17 protein-coding genes are annotated in these 21087 nt (G+C 70.2%); 4 read left to right on the plus strand and 13 right to left on the minus strand.

Features of this window, described 5'->3' with window-relative positions; all coding sequences use genetic code 11:
- The first annotated feature begins 75 nt into the window (after positions 1-75).
- Positions 76-1521, plus strand: a complete 1446-nt coding sequence (locus ASF49_RS05970; protein WP_056469300.1) for an acetamidase/formamidase family protein — start codon at positions 76-78, stop codon at positions 1519-1521.
- A gap of 19 nt (positions 1522-1540) precedes the next feature.
- On the opposite strand, the gene ASF49_RS05975 is transcribed toward ASF49_RS05970, so the two are convergent.
- The 6 genes from ASF49_RS05975 to ASF49_RS06000 form a co-directional block, all read right to left on the minus strand.
- Positions 1541-2290 carry a class I SAM-dependent methyltransferase gene (locus tag ASF49_RS05975; protein ID WP_056469303.1) on the minus strand — a complete coding sequence of 250 codons (750 nt, stop codon included), beginning with the start codon at positions 2288-2290 and terminating at the stop codon, positions 1541-1543.
- 226 nt (positions 2291-2516) lie between these two features.
- A complete protein-coding gene (locus ASF49_RS05980) occupies positions 2517-2840 on the minus strand; it encodes a hypothetical protein (protein ID WP_056469306.1) in 324 nt (107 codons plus the stop codon).
- A gap of 51 nt (positions 2841-2891) precedes the next feature.
- On the minus strand, positions 2892-4439 hold the full coding sequence (ppx, locus tag ASF49_RS05985; RefSeq protein ID WP_056469309.1) for an exopolyphosphatase: 1548 nt from the start codon (positions 4437-4439) through the stop codon (positions 2892-2894).
- A 22-nt stretch (positions 4440-4461) separates the two neighbouring features.
- On the minus strand, positions 4462-6924 hold the full coding sequence (locus ASF49_RS05990; RefSeq protein ID WP_243214856.1) for an RNA degradosome polyphosphate kinase: 2463 nt from the start codon (positions 6922-6924) through the stop codon (positions 4462-4464).
- 137 nt (positions 6925-7061) lie between these two features.
- Entirely contained in the window at positions 7062-7841 is a 780-nt protein-coding gene (locus tag ASF49_RS05995) for a hypothetical protein (RefSeq protein WP_056469312.1), read from the minus strand.
- Positions 7842-8933 carry an AI-2E family transporter gene (locus tag ASF49_RS06000; RefSeq protein ID WP_056469315.1) on the minus strand — a complete coding sequence of 364 codons (1092 nt, stop codon included), beginning with the start codon at positions 8931-8933 and terminating at the stop codon, positions 7842-7844.
- Positions 8934-9154: 221 nt separating this feature from the next.
- On the opposite strand from ASF49_RS06000, the gene purM reads away from it, so the two are divergent.
- A complete protein-coding gene (gene purM, locus ASF49_RS06005; protein ID WP_056469317.1) occupies positions 9155-10222 on the plus strand; it encodes a phosphoribosylformylglycinamidine cyclo-ligase in 1068 nt (355 codons plus the stop codon).
- A complete protein-coding gene (purN, locus tag ASF49_RS06010) occupies positions 10222-10878 on the plus strand; it encodes a phosphoribosylglycinamide formyltransferase (RefSeq protein WP_056469319.1) in 657 nt (218 codons plus the stop codon). The genes purM and purN overlap by 1 nt, the downstream gene beginning before the upstream one ends.
- A gap of 22 nt (positions 10879-10900) precedes the next feature.
- Here purN and ASF49_RS06015 read toward each other — a convergent pair whose 3' ends face one another.
- From ASF49_RS06015 to ASF49_RS06030, 4 genes are all read right to left on the minus strand, one after another.
- Positions 10901-11845: an aspartate carbamoyltransferase catalytic subunit gene (locus tag ASF49_RS06015; RefSeq protein WP_056213529.1), complete on the minus strand. Its 945-nt coding sequence runs from the start codon at positions 11843-11845 to the stop codon at positions 10901-10903.
- A gap of 71 nt (positions 11846-11916) precedes the next feature.
- On the minus strand, positions 11917-14901 hold the full coding sequence (locus ASF49_RS06020; RefSeq protein WP_056469323.1) for a response regulator: 2985 nt from the start codon (positions 14899-14901) through the stop codon (positions 11917-11919).
- A gap of 252 nt (positions 14902-15153) precedes the next feature.
- Positions 15154-15924: a potassium channel family protein gene (locus tag ASF49_RS06025; RefSeq protein WP_056469326.1), complete on the minus strand. Its 771-nt coding sequence runs from the start codon at positions 15922-15924 to the stop codon at positions 15154-15156.
- An 18-nt stretch (positions 15925-15942) separates the two neighbouring features.
- The gene (locus ASF49_RS06030; protein WP_056469329.1) at positions 15943-17319 is read right to left on the minus strand and encodes a pentapeptide repeat-containing protein; all 1377 of its coding nucleotides are present in this window, start codon (positions 17317-17319) and stop codon (positions 15943-15945) included.
- A 173-nt stretch (positions 17320-17492) separates the two neighbouring features.
- On the opposite strand from ASF49_RS06030, the gene ASF49_RS06035 reads away from it, so the two are divergent.
- Positions 17493-18536, plus strand: coding sequence for an endonuclease/exonuclease/phosphatase family protein (locus tag ASF49_RS06035; protein WP_056469332.1), 1044 nt, complete (start codon positions 17493-17495; stop codon positions 18534-18536).
- A gap of 22 nt (positions 18537-18558) precedes the next feature.
- Here ASF49_RS06035 and ASF49_RS06040 read toward each other — a convergent pair whose 3' ends face one another.
- The 3 genes from ASF49_RS06040 to eno all read right to left on the minus strand — a co-directional run bounded on the left by ASF49_RS06040 (position 18559) and on the right by eno (position 21048).
- Positions 18559-19212 (minus strand): DUF1345 domain-containing protein, encoded by a 654-nt coding sequence (locus ASF49_RS06040; RefSeq protein ID WP_056469335.1) that lies wholly within the window; start codon positions 19210-19212, stop codon positions 18559-18561.
- 52 nt (positions 19213-19264) lie between these two features.
- Positions 19265-19675 carry a thiol-disulfide oxidoreductase DCC family protein gene (locus ASF49_RS06045; protein ID WP_056469338.1) on the minus strand — a complete coding sequence of 137 codons (411 nt, stop codon included), beginning with the start codon at positions 19673-19675 and terminating at the stop codon, positions 19265-19267.
- Positions 19676-19758: 83 nt separating this feature from the next.
- The gene (gene eno, locus ASF49_RS06050; RefSeq protein ID WP_055951092.1) at positions 19759-21048 is read right to left on the minus strand and encodes a phosphopyruvate hydratase; all 1290 of its coding nucleotides are present in this window, start codon (positions 21046-21048) and stop codon (positions 19759-19761) included.
- Between the last annotated feature and the right edge of the window lie 39 nt (positions 21049-21087).

Here is a 21087-nt window from a genome sequence, read left to right on the forward strand (position 1 = left end):
AATGTCCCGGCAAGGGAAGCGTGGCCGCTGCTTTGCATGCAATATTCCTGCTGAATGGGACCACAGGAGATCGCGATGTGCCAGGGTGACGATCCGAGTTGCGACCACTTCGCCGAGCATCGCCGCCGCTTTCTCGGGGATCTCGCACCGGAGCGGCGCGCCTTCCTGAAGAGCGGCTTCGTCGCCTCGGGCGGGGCGGCGGCCCTGATGGCCGGCGGCCTCACTCTGCCGGGCCCCGCCCTCGCCGAGGCGAGCGCGAAGCGAAGCCTGAAGCAGACGACGCATTATCATCTCCCGGCCACGGCGGAGACGGTGCATTGGGGCTATTTCAGCCGCAGCCTCAAGCCGCAGGTCGAGATCGAGTCCGGCGACTACGTCACCATCGAGACCCTGACCCACCACGCCAACGACGATGCCGAGCGCATGGTCACGGGCGATCCGGGCGCGGAGAGCGTCTTCCTCTGGACGAAGGACAGGAAGGGCGTCGCCCGGCGCGGGGCGGGGCCGGAGGACGCCAAGTTCGGACCGGGCGGCGGCCTCGGCGTCCACATCTGCACGGGTCCGGTGGCGATCCGGGGGGCGGAGCCCGGCGACGTGCTGGAGGTGCGCATCCTCGACGTGGCGCCCCGTCCCTGCGCCAACCCGGCCTTCAAGGGCCGCACCTTCGGCAGCAACGCCGCCGCGAACTGGGGCTACCATTACAAGGACATGGTCACGGGCGATCGGCCGCGCGAGGTGGTGACGATCTACGAGGTCGACGCCACGGGCGGTCGCGACTGGGCGCAGGCGGTCTACAGCTTCCGCTGGCCCGGCGTCACCGACCCCAACGGCGTCGCCCACCCGACCATCGACTACCCGGGCCTGCCGGTGGACCACGCCAGGACGCAGCGCAACTTCGACGTGCTCAAGGGCTTTCGCGTGCCGATCCGTCCGCATTTCGGCACGATGGGCCTGGCGCCGAAGGAAACCGAGATGGTGAACTCGATTCCTCCCAGCTACACCGGCGGCAACATCGATAACTGGCGCATCGGCAAGGGCGCCACTCTCTACTATCCCGTGGCCGTCCCGGGTGCCCTGTTCTCGGTGGGCGACCCCCATGCGAGCCAGGGCGATTCCGAGCTCTGCGGCACCGCCATCGAGTGCTCCCTCACCGGCACCTTCCAGTTCATCCTGCACAAGAAGGCGGATCTCCCCGGCACCGCCCTGGAGACCCTCGACTTTCCGATGATCGAGACAGCCGACGACTGGGTGCTCTCGGGCTTCAGCTACCCGAACTACCTCGCCGATCTCGGTCCCGACGCACAGAACGCGATCTTCGCGAAGTCCTCCATCGACCTCGCCATGCGCGACGCGTTCCGCAAGATGCGCCAGTTCCTCATGCATGGGCACGGCCTGACCGAGGACGAGGCGATCTCCCTGATGTCCATCGCGGTGGATTTCGGCATCACCCAGGTGGTGGATGGAAACTGGGGCGTTCACGCCATCGTCAAGAAGACGATCTTCCCGGTGCGGACGACCTGACCCACGGGCCTCGACCCGGTCAGAGGCGACCGGCGCGCAGCGACAAGGGCCAGCGGATGGCCCTCTGCGCGTCGGGGTCGCCCCAGGCCGAGGCCAGAGCATCCTGGAACGCGGCGATCGGCGCGCGGCCGATGGCCCTCTCGATGGCCCGGACCGCCGACCAGGTCTCCGTGTAGCCGATGAGATCCGGCAGATTCCAGGACAGCGCGATCGCGAGATCCGGCATCCCGATTTCCGGGAACGGGAATGGAAGCGCGCGATACCCATCCTCGACATGTCGGCGCTCCGGCGGCCAGTGGGGTCCGAGGGTCTGGCCGTAGAAGTGCTGCATCACGGCGTCGACCGCAGGGTCGTCCACGTGCAGCACGCCGTAGGTGACCAGGGCCAGGATCGCACCCGGGCGCGCGATCCGCCGGACCTCGGCGTAGAATGCCGGGAGTTCGAGCCAGTGCGCTGCCTGGGCGACGGTGACGAGGTCGACGCTGGACTCCGGGAGGCCGCTCCGCTCGGCGGGCGCCGTGCCGTAGCGGATGCGGGCATGCGGCGTTGCATGGGCGATCTGCTCTGCGCTGGCATCGGTGGCGACGACCGCCTCGAACCGGCTGGCGAGCAGGACCGAGAGCTGCCCCGTGCCGCAGGCGCAGTCGAGCGCGAGGGACTGCCTCGGCGCGGCGTCCGCGAGGGCGTCGACCAGGTCTCGCGGATAGGTCGGCCGATGTGCAGCATATCCGGCCGACTGGGCCGAGAAATGATCCTTGAAGATCGTCATCGCCGATGAGGCACCCGCGCTGGAACCCGCATCCGTCGACGACCCTGGCCCTTGGCCGCCGCGTCTCGATCGGCGTCCGCGCGTTGCGACGCGTCACGGATCGACAGGGACCCGGCTCGAGGGGCTCCCGATGCCCGGTGCGTTCGATGCCCGGGGGCAAGTCCCCGGACATCGGGCCTCCGAAGCGCGGATCGTCCCAGCAAGGCTCCGGTCTCGAGCGCGCGCCTCAGCAGCTCAGGCGGCGACCCTCGCGACGGCCGAAGACCCGGTAATGCGCGGCGCCGGACTCCATCTGGCCCCGGTTCACCGCCCGGCGCACATCGGGATTGCAGCGCAGGTACTCTCCCTCGTCGAAGCCGTAGTCCCGCCGGCCACGGCCGCGGTCCCGGAAATCGCCGTCACGGTCGCGGTACCCGTCGTCCCGTCCCCGATAGCCGTCGTCGCGGCCGCGATAGCCGTCGTCGTAGCCGCGATAGGGCTGGGCCAGGACCGGACTCATCGAGCCGAGGACCGCCAGCCCAAGAACCGCTGCTGCACAAAGTGACTTCATCTCGAATTTCTCCTTACCGGCCGCGAAAAACAGTTCCGCTCGCGTTTTGGTTCAATCGGCCTCGACGATCCGACCCTCGAGGCCGAACAGGCGGCCGAGGCCGCGCACCCGGTTGAGGATACGGTCGCCGGGCAGGGAGCCCTGGTCGGCCGGAAGCGTCAGCGTCACCCGGCCACCCTCGACCGTGACGGGAATGCGCCCGAGGGCGCCGGCCATTCCGGCCGAGAGCGGGAAGGCGAGGCGCAACAGGGCGCCGAGCAGGCGCGCGCGCTCGAACAGGCGGGGACCCGCGAGACTGCGCAGCATCGGGCTCGCCTTCTCCGGCGCGATGCCCTCGTGGCGGAAATAGATGGCCAGGGCGAGATAGGCCCGGCCCGGGTGATCGATGCCGACGAAAGCCGCGTGGGTGATGACGTTGACGCTCTGCTCGCCCCGATAGTCGGGATGGGCCCGCCAGCCGATGTCCGAGAGCAGGCAGGCGGCGTGGCGCAGACGGCGCTCGTCGGCGGTCTCGGGCTGGTCGAGGCTGGCGATGAAGCGGTCGCTCCAGGCGATGAGGTCCCCGGCATGGCCCGGCGAGCGGGCGCGGAGGGCATTGAGCTCGGCCGCCGCCGCCAGGAGCGGATCGGCGAGTCGGGCGTCGCGGTCGAGCTGCTCGTAGAGCAGGCCCTCGCGCACGCCGCTGGCCGAGATCGCGAGCTCCCGCGGACGCCCGATCCGTATGATCTCCTCCAGCACCACCGCGCCGTAGGCCAGCAGCGGGCGGCGCGCCTCCGAGACGCTCTCGACATCCTGCAGCAGGGCGGCGTCGGTGCGCTCCACCACCTCGAGGAAGTTGAGCTCGTCCGAGGGCTCGACGCTGTAGCCGTGCATGACGTGGAGCGGATAGCCCCGGGCCGACTGGTGCAGCCGCGCGAGGGCCCGCCAGGTCCCGCCGACGGCGTAGAAGCTGCGCCCGCGCAGGGTCTCCAGCTGCGGCGCGGCCTTCTTCAGGTTCTCGCGGACGATCTTGAGCGCCTTCTTGACCGAGCCGCCCGAGAGATCCTGGAGGGCGAGGCCGCCGAGGGGCATCGTCACCCCCATCCCGACGGTGGCACCGCGCACGTCCACGAGTTCGAGGGAGCCTCCGCCGAGATCGCCGACGACCCCATCGGGCGCGTGGAAGCCGGAGACGACCCCCAGCGCCGACAGTTCGGCCTCGCGCCGGCCGGAGAGCAGCTCGATGCGCTGGCCGCAGGCGGTTTCCGCGGCCGCGAGGAATTCCCGGCCGTTCTCGGCGTCGCGCGCGGCGGCGGTCGCCAACACGAAGGTCCGCGAGACCCGCATGGTGGCGCAGAGCACCCGGAAGCGCGCGAGCGCCACGAGGGCGCGGCGGACCGCTTCCTCGTTGAGGCGCCCCGTGGAGAGCACGTTGCGGCCGAGGCCGCACAGCACCTTCTCGTTATAGAGCGGCGTGGGGGCCCGGGTCAGGCCGTCATAGGCGACGAGACGCACCGAGTTCGAGCCGATGTCGATGATCGCCACCGGCTCGATGTGGTCCCCGGCCCCGTGCGAGGCGGCTGCCCGAACGGGCGTGGGGCGGGCTGGGTCGAGGCCCATGCGGGCTCCTCTGGACGGTCCGTCAGCCACGCTGCGCGCGTCGGCTCAGGGCGCGCGGGCTGGACTTCTTCGACGACTTGCCGCGCCCGGACAGGCTCGGGTTCGTCATGAAATACTTGTGCGCATTGAACGGCTCTTCCCCCTCTGCGGGCTGGATCCGTTCGCTGGCACCCGACGCCAGTACACGCCAGCTCTGTCGGTTGTCGAGGAGGTTGGCCAGCATGATCTGGTCCAGCACCTGCTGATGCACCGTCGGATTGGTGATCGGCAGGAGCGCCTCGACGCGGCGGTCGAGATTCCGGCTCATCAGGTCGGCGGACGAGATGTAGACGACCGCCTTCGGATGGGGCAGCCCGACGCCGTTGCCGAAGCAGTAGATGCGCTCGTGCTCCAGGAAGCGCCCGACGATCGACTTGACCCGGATCGTCTCCGAGAGCCCCGGGATGCCGGGCCGGAGGCAGCAGATGCCGCGCACCACGCAGTCGATCTGCACACCCGCCTGGGAGGCGTCGTAGAGCGCATCGATGATCTGCTGGTCGACCAGCGAGTTGCACTTGATCCAGATCGCGGCCGGCCGGCCCGCCTTCGCGTGGGCCACCTCCGCCTCGATGTGCTCGAGGAGGCGCGGCTTCAGGGTCAGCGGCGAGACCGACATCCGCTCCAGCTCGGCCGGTTCCGCATAGCCGGTGATGAAGTTGAAGATCCGGCTGACGTCCCGCGCCACCGCCGGATCGGCCGTGAAGAAGGAGAGGTCGGTGTAGATGCGCGCGGTGATCGGGTGGTAGTTGCCGGTGCCGACGTGGCAGTAGGTGACCAGGCGGTCGCCCTCCCGGCGCACCACCATCGACAGCTTGGCGTGGGTCTTCAGCTCGATGAAGCCGAACACCACCTGCGCGCCGGCCTTCTCCAGGTTGCGCGCCCAGCGGATGTTGGCCTCCTCGTCGAAGCGGGCCTTCAGCTCGACGAGGGCGGTCACCGACTTGCCGAGCTCGGCGGCTTCCGCGAGGGCGGCGACGATCGGCGAGTTCGAGGAGGTGCGGTAGAGCGTCTGCTTGATCGCCACCACGTTGGGGTCGCGGGCGGCCTGGGCGAGGAACTGCACCACCGCGTCGAAGGATTCGTAGGGATGGTGGACGATGAAGTCCTTCTGCCGGATCGCCGCGAAGACGTCGCCGCCGCTCTCGCGGATGCGCTCGGGGAAGCGCGGATTGTAGGACTTGAACTTCAGGTCCGGCCGGTCGATGCCGACGATCTGCGACAGCTCGTTGAGGGCGAGCATGCCTTCCACGAAGATCACCGCGTCGCTGCCGATCTCGAGCTCGTCGGCCACGAAGGCGCGCAGGTCCTCGGGCATGCCGGCCTCGACCTCCAGCCGGATGACGACGCCGCGCCGGCGCTGCTTGAGGGCCGTCTCGAAATGCAGGACGAGGTCCTCGGCCTCCTCCTCGATCTCGAGGTCGGAATCGCGGATGACGCGGAACGCGCCCTGTCCGCGCACGGCGTAGCCGGGAAAGAGCCGCCCGGTGAACAGCACGATGACCTGCTCGATGGCGATGAAGCGGGCGGTCGCATCGTTCTCGGCATCCGGCAGGCGCACGAACCGGTCGAGCACAGCCGGGAGCCGGATCAGCGCGCGCAGGGTCCGGCCGTCGCGCGGACGCACCAGCATCAGCGCGATCGTGGAGCCGAGATTGGGAATGAACGGGAACGGGTGCGCCGGGTCGATCGCCAGCGGCGTCAGCACCGGCAGGACGAGGTTGAGGAAGTAATCCTCCAGCCATGCCCTGTGCACCTGAGTCAGGCCGGCGGGCTCCAGGAGCTCGATGCCGGCGCCGAGGAGTTCCCCGCGCAGCTCGCGCCAGCGCGCCTGCTGGTCGAGGGCGAGGTGCGAGACCTCGGTTCCGACCCGGGCGAGCTGTTCGGCCGGGGTCAGGCCGTCCTGCGAGGGCAGGACGAGGCCGGCGCGGACCTGATCGTGCAGGCCGGCGACGCGCACCATGAAGAACTCGTCGAGGTTGTTGGCCGAGATCGAGAGGAAGCGAAGTTGCTCCAGGAGGGGATGGTTCGCGTTCGAGGCCTCCTCCAGCACCCGGCGATTGAACTGGAGCCAGGACAGTTCGCGGTTGACGAAGCGCTCGGGAGAGTGCCGCAGGGCGAGCCCCGCCTCGCGAACGGAGTCCCGTGCCTCGGCGCCGGGCAGGACCTCGGCGGGCGGCGGCAGGTCTCCGGGCGGCGGCAGGTCGAGATCGGCGTCGGGCAGGGCGTCCGAGGCCGAAGCTTCGGACGTCGGGGCTTCCGAGCGCGGGGCTCCGGACACCGGCCCCCTCGCCTCCGTCAGAACCTCCTGGATCGCCTTCCCCGGCCGCGGCTTGGGAGCCCCCGATACGGGCGGCGCGGTCCGCCGAGCGGTCGGACGGGCCGCCCGGGCGCGGCCCTCGGTGACACGCGGGGTTCCGTCATCCGCTGCGGTCGCGTCCGAGTCCATATCCGCCAAGAGGTCTTCTCCTACAGGTTGAGGGGTCGGCGTCGTAGCACGGCCCGGGTCGGCGTTTGTGACAGTTGAATGACGATCGTCGGTCGCCGGACGAGCCGGCGCGCCATTCTCACGCAAGCCCTTCGTCCTCACGCAAGCCCTTCGTCCTCGGGCCCGGGCTGATCCTCATCCTCCGGTTCCTCGTCGTCCGGCGCTTCGGCCCCTAAGCCGAGGCGTTCCAGCACCGCCAGCGCCAGGGGCTTGGTGATGCGCCGGCCCCGGCTCAGGGCATCCCGGTCCAGGGCGGTGACGACCTCGCGGGCCCGCCCCAGGGAGCGGTCGATCCGCAGGGCCAGGGCCTCGACGATGGCGAGGTCCACCACCAACTGCCGGTCGACGAACAGCTTGACGAGGACGGCGCGCAGCAGGGCGTCGTCGGGGGGCAGGATGGTGGCGCCGGGCGCGAGACGCAGGCGCGAGCGCAGGTCCGCCGTGGTCAGACCCAGGCCCTCCACCGAGGTGGCGGAGGTGACGAGCACCGGGCAGCCGCGCTCGCGGGCGAGGTTGAGGAGGTGGAACAGGGCCGCCTCGTCGCGGGGCGCGGTTCCGTCCGCTCCCGCCCGGTCGATATCCTCGATCACCAGGGCGCCGTTGGAGAGGAAGCGCGGGACCGTGGCGGCCGTGACCTCCGTGGCCTGCGCGGTCCAGGCGTGGGAGCGCGTCGCCCAGATCGAGGCGAGGTGGCTCTTGCCGCTGCCCGGCGGCCCGGTCAGCAGGCACACCGTGTCGGGCCAGTTGGGCCAGGCCTCGATGAGCGCGTAGGCGGCCTCGTTGGCCGGTCCCACGAGGAAGTCCTCGCGGCCGTAGCGCGGGTCGGCCGGCAGATCGAAGGCCAGCTGCTTCGGGGGGACGGTGTCGCGGGTTGCCATTCAGGGTTCGGGCTTGGACAGGAGCACGGGCGCGTCCGCGTAGTAGAGCGGGCTCTGGAGGTAACGCTCCAGGACGAAGCGGACGAGCACGCCGATGGAGGCCGCCACCGGGACCGCGAGCAGCAGCCCGAGGAAGCCGAACAGCGAGCCGAAGGCGAGGAGGGCGAACATCAGCCAGACCGGATGCAGGCCGACCGACTCGCCGACCAGCTTGGGCGAGATGATGTTGCCCTCGAGGAACTGTCCGACGACGAAGACCCCGATGGTCAGCCCGATATGCAGCCAATCGGAATCCGGCCAGAACTGCGCCAGCGCGACGCCGGCCGAGAGCAGGAACCCGGTCAGCGTCCCGACATACGGGATGAAGGTCAGGAAGCCCGCGATCAGGCCGATGAGCACGCCGAAGTTCAAGCCGACCAGGAACAGGCCGACGGCGTAGAAGGTGCCGAGGATGAGGCAGACCAGGGTCTGGCCGCGGACGAAGCCCGTGACCGCCCCGTCGATCTCGCGCCCGAGGCGCCGCACCACCGGGCGGTGGCGCGGGGGCACCCACCGGTCGAGGGTCGCGATCATCCGGTCCCAGTCGACCAGGAGGTAGAACGCCACCACCGGCGTCACCACGAGGAGCGACGCGATGGAGATCAGGGCCTGGCTGCCCGACCACAGGGACTTGAGGAAGGCGAGGAACCAGGTGCCCCCCTGCCCGACCAGGGTCCCGACCTGCGACTGCAGGTCGGTGAGGACGTCGGCTCCGCCCACCCGCTGCAGCAGCGGCCCCGCCCGGTCCGCCAGGATGCCCTGCAGCCGCGAGACCATGCCGGGCAGCGTCGCGATCAGGGCCGAGATCTGGTTGGCGGCCAGCGGCACCGCGATGAGCAGGACGACCACGAGTCCGACCACGAACACCGCCAGGATGAGGAGCGAGGCGGCCAGTCGTCCAAGCCCGAGGCGCTCCAGCCGGTCGGCGATCGGATCGAGAAGGTAGGCCAGGGCCAGGCCCGCCACGAAGGGCAGCAGCACGTCGGCGAGGAGGTAGACCAGCAGGGCGAGGCCCACGAGGGCCATCAGCCCGATCATCGCCCTGCCGCGCATCGGCCGTTCCCCGTTCACGTCGTCGTTCGCGGACCAACAGTGGGAACGGGAGGGGATGGGGTCAAGGCTGCGGGATGCATGCCGACGCGCCTTCCCTCGCTCGCATCGGCCCCTGGGCGCCGATCGGGGCACGAATACCCGCTACCCGCGACGACGGACTCGCGGAGGCGCGCGGGAGCGGTTAGAGGTCGCGGAACACGGACCCTCGGAGAGCGGCGCGGATGACCGGCGAGCCCAAAAACGGAATGACCTACGCGCAGGCGGGCGTCGACATCGACGCCGGCAACGCCATGGTCGAGACGATCAAGCCGCTGGTGCGCGCCACCCGCCGGCCGGGGGCCGATGCCGAGATCGGCGGCTTCGGCGGCCTGTTCGATCTGAAGGCCGCGGGTTTCAAGGATCCGATCCTGGTGGCGGCCAACGACGGTGTCGGCACCAAGGTCAAGATCGCCATCGAGACGAACCGCCACGACACCATCGGCATCGATCTCGTGGCGATGTGCGTGAACGACATCATCGTGCAGGGCGCCGAGCCGCTGTTCTTCCTCGACTACTTCGCCACCGCCAAGCTGGTGCCGGGGGTCGGCGCCGACATCGTGCGCGGCATCGCGGCCGGGTGCCGGCTCGCCGGTTGTGCGTTGATCGGCGGCGAGACCGCCGAGATGCCGGGCCTCTACGACGGGTCCGACTACGATCTGGCCGGGTTCAGCGTCGGGGCGGCCGAGCGCGGCACCCTGCTGCCGCGCGGCAACATCGTGCCCGGCGACGTGGTGCTGGGCCTGCCCTCCTCGGGCGTCCATTCCAACGGCTTCTCGCTGGTGCGTCGGATCGTCGAGCGCAGCGGCCTGTCCTACGACGACCCAGCCCCCTTCGAGCCCGCCCGGACGCTCGGCGAGGCCCTGCTGGAGCCGACCCAGATCTACGTGAAGCCGCTGCTGGCGGCCCTGCGCACCACGGACGGGATCAAGGCGCTCGCCCACATCACCGGCGGCGGCTTCCCCGACAACCTGCCCCGCGTGCTGCCCGACGGCGTCGGCATCAGCATCGACCTCGACGCGATCATCCCGCCGCCGGTCTTCGGCTGGCTCTCGGAGGTCGGCGGGGTCGCCGAATCCGAGATGCTGCGCACCTTCAACTGCGGGATCGGCATGGTGGTGGTGGTGGCGCCCGAGAGCGTGAGCGCCGTGTCGAAGGCCCTCGACCTCGGCGGCGCCTCCCCGGTTCGCCTCGGCCGGATCACTCCGCGGGGGGCCGAGCCGGTGACCTTCGAAGGGCGGCTCCCCTTCTGATGGCGCCCGCAAGACGGACCCGCGTCGCGATCCTCATCTCGGGGCGCGGCTCGAACATGGCTTCGCTGATCGCGGCGGCGCGGGCGCCGGACCACCCGGCCGAGATCGTGCTGGTGGCGGCCAACCGTCCCGAGGCGCCCGGCCTCGTCTACGCGGCGGAACGCGGCATCCCGACCCGCGCCATCGATCACAAGGCCTATCCGAGCCGGGAGGCCTTCGACGCGGCGCTGAACGCCGAGCTGGAGGCGGCCGATATCGACCTCGTGTGCCTGGCCGGCTTCATGCGGATCTTCTCCGCCGGCTTCGTCGAGGCCTGGGCGGGGCGGATGATCAACATCCACCCTTCTCTCCTGCCGCTGTTCAAGGGCGTGCACACCCATGAGCAGGCCCTGGCCGCCGGGGTGCGCCTGCATGGCTGCACCGTGCACTACGTCGTTCCCGAGCTCGATGCCGGCCCGATCATCGCGCAGGCGGCCGTGCCGGTTCGGCCCGGCGACGATGCCGACGCGCTGGCGGCCCGCATCCTGGTGCAGGAGCACCGGCTCTATCCCCAGGCCCTGGCTCTCGTGGCGGGCGGGCGCGTCGCCCTCGACGGCGCACGGGTGGTGTTCACGGCGGACGTATCGGGCGCGGAAGGGGCGCTGCTGAGCCTGTAGCCGGACGGCTGCCGCGGCCGGATCACGCGTTCGGCAGGTGCGTCGCCAGCGCTTCGAGCACCGCCATGCGCACGGCCACCCCCATCTCGACCTGCTCGCGGATCAGAGACTGCGCCCCATCGGCGATCTCCGAGGAGATCTCGACGCCCCGGTTCATCGGGCCGGGATGCATCACCAGGGCATCGGGGGCGGCAAGCCGCAGCTTATCGGCATCGAGGCCGAAATAGCGGAAATACTCCTTCACGGAGGGCACGAAGGAGCCGTTCATGCGCTCGCGCTGCAGGCGCAGCATCATGACGATGTCGCAGCCCTCCAGGCCCTTGCGCATGTCGGTGAAGACCTCGACGCCGAAGCGCTCGATGCCGGTGGGCAGCAGGGTCGAGGGTCCGATCACCCGCACCCGCGCGCCGAGAGCCTGGAGCAGGATCAGGTTCGAGCGCGCCACGCGGCTGTGCAGGACATCGCCGCAGATCGCGACCCGCAGACCCTCGATCCGGCCCTTGTTGCGCCGGATCGTCAGCGCGTCGAGGAGCGCCTGTGTCGGGTGCTCGTGGGCGCCGTCGCCGGCATTGACCACGGCACAGTCGACCTTGCGGGCCAGAAGGTGCACGGCGCCGGCCGCGTGGTGGCGCACCACGATGATGTCGGGCCGCATGGCGTTGAGGGTGGCGGCGGTGTCAATGAGGGTTTCGCCCTTCTTCACCGACGACGAGGCCACCGACATGTTCATCACGTCGGCCCCGAGGCGCTTGCCCGCCAGCTCGAAAGAGCTCTGCGTGCGCGTGGACGGCTCGAAGAACAGGTTGATCTGGGTGCGTCCGCGCAGGGTGGTGCGCTTCTTCTCGACCTGGCGCGAGAGGGCGACGGCGTCCTCCGCCCGGTCGAGCAGGATCTCGATGTCGGGTCGAGTGAGCCCCTCGATCCCGAGCAGGTGCCGGTGGGGGAAGCTGGGAGGCGCGGCTGTCATGCTGGGTCCAGGGCTATAGGCCGCCCTGCCAAGGGCGGCAAGCGCACCCGGCAGGTGCGCTCGGGGTGCCGTCAGGCTCCGGGCGCCACCAAGGGCCGCAGGGATTCGGCCAGGTCGGTGAGGCTCAGGCCGCCCTTCTGCAGCACCCGGTCGGCGCGTCCCGCGAGCCGCCGGCGGTCGTCGGCGGTGATGTCCTTGGCGGTCAGCACCACGACGGGAATGTCGCGCCACTCCGCCCGCTCGCGCAGGGCTCGCAGGAAGCCGAAGCCGTCCATCTCCGGCATCATCAGGTCGAGAAGGATGAGGCAGGGCTTCTTGGCCGCGGTCGCCTCCAGGCCGGCCACGCCGTTCTCGGCCGCGGCCACGCGCCAGCCCTCGCGGGTCAGCATCGCGGAGAGGCGCTCGCGAGCATCCGGGTCGTCGTCGATGATCAGCACCGGACCCTTGTGCTCGGAGGGCTTGAACCGCTCCATGGCCGACTTGAGCTGACCCCACTCGATCGGCTTCTGCAGGTAGTCGGTGGCCCCGAGGGAGAAGGCGAGGTTCTGCTCGTCGAGCACCGTCACCATGATGATCGGGGTTGCGCCGAGCTCGGGATCGGCCCGCAGGGTGCGCAGCACCGACCAGCCGTCCATCCGTGGCATCGTCACGTCGAGGAGGATGACCCGGGGCCGGAGCTCGCGCGCCCGCTCGACGCCTTCGCGCCCGTCGCGCGCGGTGGCCACGGTGAAGCCGTCGCGCTCCAGGAAGCGCGCGAGGAGATCGCGCGTCGCCGCGTCGTCGTCGATGATCAGGACATGGCCCCCGGGGATCGCCCGCGCCTCGCCGGTCCGGTGCAGGACGTCGAGGTCCTGGTGGGCCGTCTCGACCGGATTCGGCGGCACATAGGTCGCGGGGACCGCCAGGGTGAAGGTGGTGCCGGCCCCCTCCTCGCTCTCCACCTCGATCCGGCCGCCCAGCATCTCGGCGAAGGCGCGGGTGATGGCGAGGCCGAGGCCGGTGCCACCGAACCGGCGGGTGGTGGAGGCGTCGGCCTGGGTGAAGCGCTGGAACAGCTTGGCCTGTTGCTCGGGATTCATGCCGATGCCGGTGTCGGTCACACGGAAGACGAGCCAGTCGGCTCCCGCGCGCGGGGCGCGGGCGACCGACAGGGTGATGCGACCGGCCTCGGTGAACTTCGCGGCGTTGCTCAAGAGATTGATCAGGCACTGGCGCAGCTTGGTCTGATCGGTCTGCGCCTCGCCGAGGTCGTCCGCCATCTCCAGGGCGAGGCTGTTGCCCTTCTTGTCGACCAGGGATTCCACGGTGGCGGCGACGTCGCGCACGGTCTCGGCCACCGGGAAGGTCTCGGCATAGATCTCCATGCGCTCGGCCTCGATCTTCGAGAGGTCGAGGACGTCGTTGATGAGGCCGAGCAGGTGGCGGGCATTCGCCTCGATCTTGCGCATGTCGGCGAGGAGCCCTTCCTCGCCGAGGTCTTCGATCTCCTCCTGCAGCATCTCGGAATAGCCGATCACCGCCGAGAGCGGGGTGCGCAGCTCGTGGCTCATATTGGCCAGGAACTGGCTCTTGGCCCGGTTGGCCTCCTCGGCGGCCTCCTTGGCGGCTTCCAGGGCGAGCTCCGCCTCCTTGCGGGCCGTCACGTCGGAATGCGTGCCGACCCATTCGCGGATGCTGCCGTTCTCCTCCAGGATCGGGACCGCGCGGGCCGACATGATCCGCCAGACCCCGTCCTGGCGGCGGACGCGGTGCTCGATCTCGTAGGGCGAGAGGGTCTCCAGCGCCTGTTGCCAGGCCGCGCCGGTGCGCTCGCGATCGTCGGGATGGATCGAACCGAGCCATCCGGCTCCGGCGGCCTCCTGGGGCGTCTGGCCGGTGAAGCGTGTCCACTCGGACGGCGTCACCTCGAAGCCGCCCTCGGGATTGGTCGTCCAGACGATGGCGGTGGTCGCTTCGGTCAGGGAACGGAAACGCTCCTCGCTGTGGCGCATGCGCTCCTCGGAGAGCTTGCGCAGAGTCTCGTCGGAGACGACGAGCCCGACGCCGTCGGCCTGGACGCCGTCGGAACGTGCGGAGCCGGTGCGGCCGCGCAGAGGGTAGAAGCTCATCTGGAAGTGGCGCACGCCGCGCGGGGCGCTCGGCGTGGGCACCGCCACGTCGACGTTGGTGGTCACGAGGCCCTCGTCGCGGGCCGCCTTGAGCTTCGGGATCAGCTGTTCCTGGAGCATCGGCACGTTCGCCCAGATCGGCGCGCCGAGATCGGCCCCGAAGCCGCGCTCGTTCATGGTGGCGAGCGCCCGGTTCATGTGCTGGATCGTCAGGTCGCGGTCGAGGAAGCCGAGGCCGACGGGAGCGTTGGCGAAGACCCCGTCGAGGAGGGCCGCCGTGCGCTGCTCGTCGCGCCGGCGCACCAGGGCGAGGCGCCCGAGGAGCCCGACGGCGCCGAGTGCCGAGGCGATCGACACCAGTAACAGCACCAGGGAGAGCACGCGGTCGCGCTCCTCGCCCGTGGCGAGGACGGCGTTGGCATGGTTCTGCACGGCCTTGGCGGCCGCCCGCACGCCGTCCATGGTGCGCTTGCCCTCGCCCATCCGGGCCAGCGAGACGGCGGCGTCGTAGCCCTGGGTGCGGCGTAGGTCGATGACGTGCGCGGCGTAGCTTCGCTTGGCCTCGACGAACCGGCGCAGGTCACGCATGTGCTCGGGGCCCTGCGCATCGGTCTCCGTCGACAGGGCCTCGATGGCGTCGAGCTGCCCATCGATGGTGTTCTGTGCCGCTTGGTAGGGCTCCAGGTAGGGCTCCTCGCCGAACAGCACGTAGCCGCGCATCCCGGTCTCGAGCTCGACCATGTTCGAGAGCAGGCGCTCACTCTCGCTGAGGATCGCGTGCTGACGCGCGCCGTCGATGCGGCTCGCCTCGCTGGCAAGGTAGTTTCCCACCCCGGCTGCCACCGCGATGCCGATCAGCAACAGGGCGAGGGGCGAGCTCGGTATGCCCGCGAGAAGGCGCGGCTTGCGCCAACCACGCTCGGGACGCTTCGGGAAGGCGCTGGTCATGTGATACGATTCACGGGGTTGGCGCCCTGTCGGGCGAGAGGAAAAACCGGCCGAGCGCGGCGACGGCGTCCCGCGTGCGGTCTCCCTGCGTCGGGAGCGCAGGAAGCCGGGAGCGCGGGAGCAGGCGTCGTAGCGGTAGGACCGTCGCAGTGGCAGGACCACGGTCCCGACGCTCGCAAACGCGCCGGCTTCGCTTCCGTTCATCCCGCGTCTCGCCGCACCGCGTGCCGGCGGCACTCCGTTCAAGAGTACTCAATCGCCGCCCTCGTCGGGGATGGCGAGGCGCGTCCCGCAGGCCTTGCAATGGACCGCATCGGTCTCGTGGCGCTGGAGGCCGCAGGCCGGACAGGCGAAGCGCACCTTGGGCGGGCGGAACAACACCTGGGCGAGGCGCAGGAAAAGTGTGACCCCGAAAATCATCACCGCGACCGAGACAAGGCGCCCCGAGGTTCCCGGCAGCGTGATGTCGCCGTAGCCGGTGGTCGTCAGGGAGGTCACGGTTAAGTAGAGCGCGTCGACGGCGTTGCCGATCGCCGGGTTGCTGCCGTGCTGGGTGGCGTAGACGATCCCGGTCATCACGAAGACGAAGACCGCCAGATTGGTGCCCGCCAGGATCGCGTCCTCATTGGCGCGGAAGAAGGCGCTGTCCGCGCGCATCCGGTCGAGGAGCTGGTAGGTCCGCAGCAGGCGCAGGGTCCGCAGGATGCGCAGGAAGCCGACGCCCTCCCCCACCACCGGCGCGAGGAACGAGACCACCGCGGCGATATCGGCCCAGGTCGAGAGATGTCGGAACTCCCGCACCCGGTCCCGGCTGATGGCGAGACGGGCCAGGAAGTCGAGGAGTACGACGAGGCCCAGGGCGACGTCGATCCCCTCGATCCAGGCCTGGCGCGGCAGGAACGAGGTCGCCACGACCCAGACCACCGTGGCCGCGTCGAAGACGAGGAGGCCGTAGCGGAAGCGGTGGGCCCGGTCGGTCGAACCCTCGTAGAGGCCGGCGAGGCGCGCGGCGAGCGAAATCATGGCGGTGGAGCGGGCTCCTCAGCGCCGGAGGCGGTTGCCGAGGACGAAGCCGAAGAGGCCCATCAGGATGATGCCGGCCGCCCCCTCGATGCCCACCAGAAGGTTGGTGACGCGGCCCACCGGCTTGACGCCGATCTCGGGCGGGTTCGCCGTCATCATGTTGAGGGCGCTGTAGCTCACGAGATCGAGGGGGTTGTAGGTCGCCCGGCCGTCGCTTCCTTCGGGGATGAGGCCGCCGGTGAGGCCGTAGAGGCCCGCGAACACGAAGATGAGGATGACGAAAGCGCGGGCGATGCGCGACAGGCTCTCGCCGTAGTCGCAGAGCCATTCCACGAAGCGATCGGCGACCCATTGATAGCCGTGCCGAGCCAAGTCCGGACCCGCACGCCGCTCCCACGCCGCCCGCGCCTGCGCGCCCGCGTGGAACCGCCCCATCCGGCGTCCGCGCTTGTAGGCCCAGCTCGCCGCATCCTGGCTGCCGATGCTCTTGAAGTTCTGCTCCAGGGCGAGGTAGCTCGCCTGGGCCGCCACGTAGTCCCGGGCGACCTCTTCGCCCACCGCGCCGCCGAGCTGATCCACCCGCATCCGGGTGCCGTTGAGCCAGGCCCCGGCGAAGCGTGCGTGGCGCAGGTCGCAGGTGGAGAGGTTGAGCCGGACCAGGCTGGTCTCGGAGAGATCCGCTCCCGATAGGTCAGCCCCGTCGAGCTTGACTCCGGTGAAGTTGGCGCCCCGCAGGCGCGAGCCGCTGAGCTGCGTCTTCTTGAGGCTCGCGCCCTCGAAATCCGCGTAGGTGAGGTTGACGCCCACGAGCTTGACCTCGTCCAGGCGGGCACCGCGGAAATGCGTGTAGTCGGCATCCGCGCCGGTGAAGTCGGCGCCCCAGAGGTCGGCTCCGTCGAAGTTGGCTCCGTCGAGGAGCGTGCGGCGGAGCTTGGCGAAGCGCATGGCGGCGCCGCCGAAATGCGCATCCTCCAGCATCGCGTCGTCGAAGTTGGCCTCGCCCCCGGCGATGCCGGTGAAGCGGGCGCCGCTGAGATCGGCCCCGGCGAAGTTCGCTTCCTCCACCGTGGCACCGGCAAAGAGCGCGGAGCGTCCGAGGACGCCGCCGAGGGCGGCACCCGCGAGGTTGGCCCCGGTGAGGTCCGTGTTCTCCAGGTGCGCATCGGTGAGGTCCACCCCGGCCAGGGCGAGGCCGGCCTGCTTCGGGTCCCACCAGGCCGGTGGGTCCGGGCTCTCGCCGAGCCGGGCCGCGAGGGCATCGCGTCCCAGGGGCAGTCCGCCGAGGTCGCGGGATTCGCCGCCGGGAAAGCCGGTGAGACTCCCGCCTTCGAAGCGGGCGAGGAGCGCGTCGACCCGCGCGCGCGCTGCGGCGGCCTCCCCCGCGTCAGGCTCCATGACTGGCTTCCCGATGACTGGCTTCCCGATGACTGGCTTCCCGATGACTGGCTTCCCGATGACTGGCCTCCCGGCGGGCCGCGCGGGCACCATTCCGGCCCTGAGGCGTTCCGCAACGCTTGGCCACGGCGCGCCAGCGATGGCACCGGAGGTGACGTGTGGCGGGGACGTGGATGGCACTCGGCCTGAAGGCCTTCGGGATGCTCCTCGTGGCGGCGACGCTGCTGCCGTTCATTCCCAGCAATTCCGGCTTCATCCGCACCTTCGATTTCCCGCGACTGCAGATTGCGGCCCTGATCGTGCCGGTCGTCCTGGGCCTGCTGCTCGTCGCCCGCGATGCTGCGGGGCTGACGCTGGCCGTGAGCCTCGTCGCAGCCCTAGCCTACCAGGTGGCCTGCATCTACCCGTTCACGCGGCTGGTCTCGCCGCAGGCGGTGGCGGCGGAGACCGGCGCGCGCCGCTCCGAGGCCGGCGTGTCGATCATGATCGCCAACGTGCTCGAGTCCAACCGCGCCTACGCGCCGATCCTCGATCTCGTCGCCGCGCAGGATCCCGACCTGTTGCTGCTCGTCGAGACCGATGCGGCCTGGGCGCAGGCGCTCGAACCCCTGCGGACGCGCTATCCCCACGTGCTGGCCCAGCCTCAGGGCAACACCTACGGGCTGATGTTCTACTCGAAGCTCCCCCTCATCGACCCGCAGGTGCGCTTCCTCCTGGAGGACGACGTTCCCTCGGTCCGAACCGGCGTGACCCTGCGCTCGGGCGAGACCTTCACCTTCTTCGGCGTCCATCCGCGCCCGCCCCATCCGGGCCAGAGCAGCGCCGCGCGCGACGCCGAACTCGTCCTGGTGGCGCGCGAGGTGAAGGCGGAGGGGCGCCCGGCGGTGGTGGCGGGGGATCTCAACGACGTTGCCTGGTCCAAGACCAACGATCTCTTCCAGCGGATCAGCGGGCTCCTCGACCCGCGCATCGGGCGCGGCCTCTACCCGACCTTCAACGCGAAGTGGCCGCTGCTGCGCTGGCCCCTCGATCATATCTTCTTCAGCGACGACTTCCTGCTCGGCCGAATCGAACGTCTCGGCCATATCCAGTCCGACCACTTTCCGATTCTCATCAGCCTGTACCGCAGCGAGAAGGCCCCGCACCTGCAGGAGGCACCGGAAGCCACGGCGGAGGATCATGCGGATGCCCGGGAGGCTCTGGAGGCCGCGCCCTGAAGGCCGGCGGTCGCCGGCGCGCTCAATGCTGCGCGACGCCTGCCGCCATGTTGATCGCCAAGGCCAGGACGCTGGTGTTGAAGACGTAGGCGTAGATCGTCTGCACCGTCGCGACCCGGCGCATCGCCTTGCTGGTGATGTCGGTGTCCGAGGTCTGGGACGTCGCCCCGATGGTGACGGAGAAGTAGAAGAAGTCCCAGAAATCCGGGTTCTCGTCGCCGTTGAAGTCGAGCCCCCCGCGGGACGTGTCGTCGTCTTCGCCGTAGTAGAGGTGCGCGTAGTGCACCGTGAACACGACCTGCACGAAGAGCCAGGCGCAGATCATGGTCGCGGCGGCGAGGGCGAGATGGCTCAGGCGATAGGCCTCGCTCCCGTTGCCGCCGAGGACGAGCATGGCCACCGCACCGAAGCTCGCCGCTGCCGCCAGGATCGCGAAGAGCGAGACCGCGAAGGCGCTGTCGTCGAGGCGCGAGGCCTCGGCCCGCAGGGAATCCTGCGACTGACGCGCCGCCTTGCCGACGATGAGCCCGCAATAGACGAGGACGCCGAGGCACCAGCCGATGAGGAGCCGGACCGACAGGTCGGCGAAGGGCAGGACCAGGGCGAGCACCAAGGTGAGCCCGACACTGGCGAGGAGGCGCGGCCGAAGCCAGAAGGCCTGGATGGGATTAAGCATGCGCCGCCTCGAAGGAGTGAGCCCCTTCCCCGCTCCTGCGCCCGCGGGCGCCCTATCCGCAAGCCTTGTCGCAGCTTGGTCCACCGCCCCGAACGAGCCGGGCGATCCGGGGCCGCAACGGCAGGAAGAGGCGGTAGGCGACCTCGCCCAGGCCGAGCACGCCCGGCAGGCGGGCGAGGCGGGCGAGGATGCGCCAGCGGGGCAGCACGGCCCAGAGCGCGGCGAAGCCGGCGGCGCCCGAGACCAGCGTGCCATCGGGGCGTCGGACGTGGAATCGCGCCCGCGCGGCACCGCGGGCGAGGTCCGGCCCGAGCTGAGCCGGACCCTCGGCGCCGACATCGACCCAGGCGACCCGCTCGGCTCCCGCGGAGCGCCGGTACACCCGGATCTCCGCGGCACAGAGGGGACAAGCCCCGTCGTAATAGACGATCAGCGAAGGGGGCGCGGTCTGGGAGGCGGGCATCCCAGGGACATAGGGCGCTGCCCACGACGCGACACGGCCGCGAATCGCTTCGCGGCCGTGTCGGATCCACTCGGGCGCTGGCTTCAGCGGCGGGCGAGCGCCTTGAGGGCGTTGCGGCCGGCATAGAGGGCCTGGGAGCCGAGGCCCTCCTCGATGCGGATGAGCTGGTTGTACTTGGCCAACCGGTCGGAGCGGGCCAGCGAGCCGGTCTTGATCTGTCCGCAATTCGTCGCGACCGCGAGATCGGCGATGGTCGAATCCTCGGTCTCGCCGGAGCGGTGGGACATGACGGCGGTGTAGCCCGCGCGCTGGGCCATATCGACGGCGGCCAGCGTCTCGGTGAGGGAGCCGATCTGGTTGACCTTCACCAGGATGGAGTTGCCGGTCTGCTCGGCGATGCCGCGTGACAGGCGCGTCACGTTGGTGACGAACAGGTCGTCGCCGACGAGCTGGCAGCGATCGCCGACCCGATCGGTGAGCAGCTTCCAGCCCTCCCAGTCGTCCTCGGACATGCCGTCCTCGATCGACAGGATCGGGTAGGCGTCGACCAAGCCGGCGAGGTAGGCGACCTGCGCCTCGATATCGCGGGTCTGGCCCTCCCCCTCGTAGTGGTAGGCGCCGTCCTTGAAGAACTCGGTGGCGGCGCAGTCGAGGGCCAGGACCATGTCGGTGCCGGGCTTGAAGCCGGCGGCCTGGATGGATTGCATCACGAAGTCGAGGGCGGCCTCGGCCGACGGCAGGTTCGGGGCGAAGCCGCCCTCGTCACCCACGTTGGTGTTGTGGCCGGCCTTCTTGAGGGCGCCCTTCAGGGTGTGGAACACCTCTGCGCCCATGCGCACGGCCTCGGCGAGCGAGGACGCGCCCACCGGCATGATCATGAATTCCTGGAAGTCGATCGGGTTGTCGGCATGCGCGCCGCCGTTGATGATGTTCATCATCGGGACGGGAAGCACCCGACCCTGCGTGCCGCCGATGTAGCGGTAGAGGGGCAGACCGGCGGTCTCGGCCGCCGCCTTCGCGACCGCGAGCGAGACGCCGAGAATCGCGTTGGCGCCGAGGCGGCTCTTGTTCGGGGTGCCGTCGAGTTCGATCATCGCCTCGTCGATGGCGATCTGGTCCTCGGCATCCATGCCGCCGATGGCGTCGAGGATGTCGGACTGCACGGCGTTGACCGCCTTGCGCACGCCCTTGCCGCCATACCGGCCCTTGTCGCCGTCGCGCAGCTCCATCGCCTCGTGCGCGCCGGTGGAGGCGCCCGACGGCACGGCCGCGCGGCCGAAGGAACCGTCCTCGAGCAGCACGTCGACTTCGATGGTCGGGTTGCCCCGGCTGTCGAGGATCTCACGGGCGGCGATGTTGGTGATCGCGGTCATGCAGGCGCCTTCTCGGACGTTACGGCGTGTCGAGGCCCC

Source organism: Methylobacterium sp. Leaf104 (genome assembly GCF_001422885.1).
GTDB lineage: Bacteria > Pseudomonadota > Alphaproteobacteria > Rhizobiales > Beijerinckiaceae > Methylobacterium.

What these genes read in the sequence shown, in the direction of transcription:
- ASF49_RS05970 (WP_056469300.1), top strand. Translation starts at nt 76, where the DNA reads ATGTGCCAGGGTGACGATCCGAGTTGCGACCACTTCGCCGAGCATCGC.
- ASF49_RS05975 (WP_056469303.1), bottom strand. Translation starts at nt 2,290, where the DNA reads ATGACGATCTTCAAGGATCATTTCTCGGCCCAGTCGGCCGGATATGCT.
- ASF49_RS05980 (WP_056469306.1), bottom strand. Translation starts at nt 2,840, where the DNA reads ATGAAGTCACTTTGTGCAGCAGCGGTTCTTGGGCTGGCGGTCCTCGGC.
- ppx (WP_056469309.1), bottom strand. Translation starts at nt 4,439, where the DNA reads ATGGGCCTCGACCCAGCCCGCCCCACGCCCGTTCGGGCAGCCGCCTCG.
- ASF49_RS05990 (WP_243214856.1), bottom strand. Translation starts at nt 6,924, where the DNA reads ATGGACTCGGACGCGACCGCAGCGGATGACGGAACCCCGCGTGTCACC.
- ASF49_RS05995 (WP_056469312.1), bottom strand. Translation starts at nt 7,841, where the DNA reads ATGGCAACCCGCGACACCGTCCCCCCGAAGCAGCTGGCCTTCGATCTG.
- ASF49_RS06000 (WP_056469315.1), bottom strand. Translation starts at nt 8,933, where the DNA reads ATGCGCGGCAGGGCGATGATCGGGCTGATGGCCCTCGTGGGCCTCGCC.
- purM (WP_056469317.1), top strand. Translation starts at nt 9,155, where the DNA reads ATGACCGGCGAGCCCAAAAACGGAATGACCTACGCGCAGGCGGGCGTC.
- purN (WP_056469319.1), top strand. Translation starts at nt 10,222, where the DNA reads ATGGCGCCCGCAAGACGGACCCGCGTCGCGATCCTCATCTCGGGGCGC.
- ASF49_RS06015 (WP_056213529.1), bottom strand. Translation starts at nt 11,845, where the DNA reads ATGACAGCCGCGCCTCCCAGCTTCCCCCACCGGCACCTGCTCGGGATC.
- ASF49_RS06020 (WP_056469323.1), bottom strand. Translation starts at nt 14,901, where the DNA reads ATGACCAGCGCCTTCCCGAAGCGTCCCGAGCGTGGTTGGCGCAAGCCG.
- ASF49_RS06025 (WP_056469326.1), bottom strand. Translation starts at nt 15,924, where the DNA reads ATGATTTCGCTCGCCGCGCGCCTCGCCGGCCTCTACGAGGGTTCGACC.
- ASF49_RS06030 (WP_056469329.1), bottom strand. Translation starts at nt 17,319, where the DNA reads ATGGAGCCTGACGCGGGGGAGGCCGCCGCAGCGCGCGCGCGGGTCGAC.
- ASF49_RS06035 (WP_056469332.1), top strand. Translation starts at nt 17,493, where the DNA reads ATGGCACTCGGCCTGAAGGCCTTCGGGATGCTCCTCGTGGCGGCGACG.
- ASF49_RS06040 (WP_056469335.1), bottom strand. Translation starts at nt 19,212, where the DNA reads ATGCTTAATCCCATCCAGGCCTTCTGGCTTCGGCCGCGCCTCCTCGCC.
- ASF49_RS06045 (WP_056469338.1), bottom strand. Translation starts at nt 19,675, where the DNA reads ATGCCCGCCTCCCAGACCGCGCCCCCTTCGCTGATCGTCTATTACGAC.
- eno (WP_055951092.1), bottom strand. Translation starts at nt 21,048, where the DNA reads ATGACCGCGATCACCAACATCGCCGCCCGTGAGATCCTCGACAGCCGG.